Origin of the sequence: Corynebacterium sp. HMSC30G07 (assembly GCF_001806945.1) — a bacterium.
In the GTDB taxonomy this organism is placed as follows: domain Bacteria; phylum Actinomycetota; class Actinomycetes; order Mycobacteriales; family Mycobacteriaceae; genus Corynebacterium; species Corynebacterium riegelii.
In genome coordinates this window covers 42,625-42,890 of record NZ_KV786471.1, presented here as the reverse complement: position 1 = coordinate 42,890, position 266 = coordinate 42,625, and the positions used below count along the sequence as shown (strand labels likewise).

1 pseudogene is annotated in these 266 nt (G+C 56.8%); it reads right to left on the bottom strand.

Going from position 1 to position 266, the window contains the following annotated elements:
* Positions 1-266: pseudogene (locus HMPREF3104_RS08050) on the bottom strand (hypothetical protein); the annotation flags it as partial.

Sequence of the window (266 nt, the reverse complement as noted above, 5' to 3'; positions counted from 1 at the left end):
CTTTTGGCAACGGCTCCGGCAACACCGCCTTGATTGGGAAAATCAGTCCGTATTCTTCTTCCAGTGCTGCGATCTGGGCGTCGGTCTGTTCGAGGTTGCGGTGGTTATCAAAATCATCCAGGATTTTGTGGCCCTTGGCGTAGAACTGCGCCACTCGGCTGCGACGCTGGCACACTTGCTCCAGGTTTGACTTCCATCGTGGGGCCTGGGCGTGGGTGTTGTGTGCGATCAAGCTGTCTGGGGTGCAGGTTTCATACGTGCCGTTG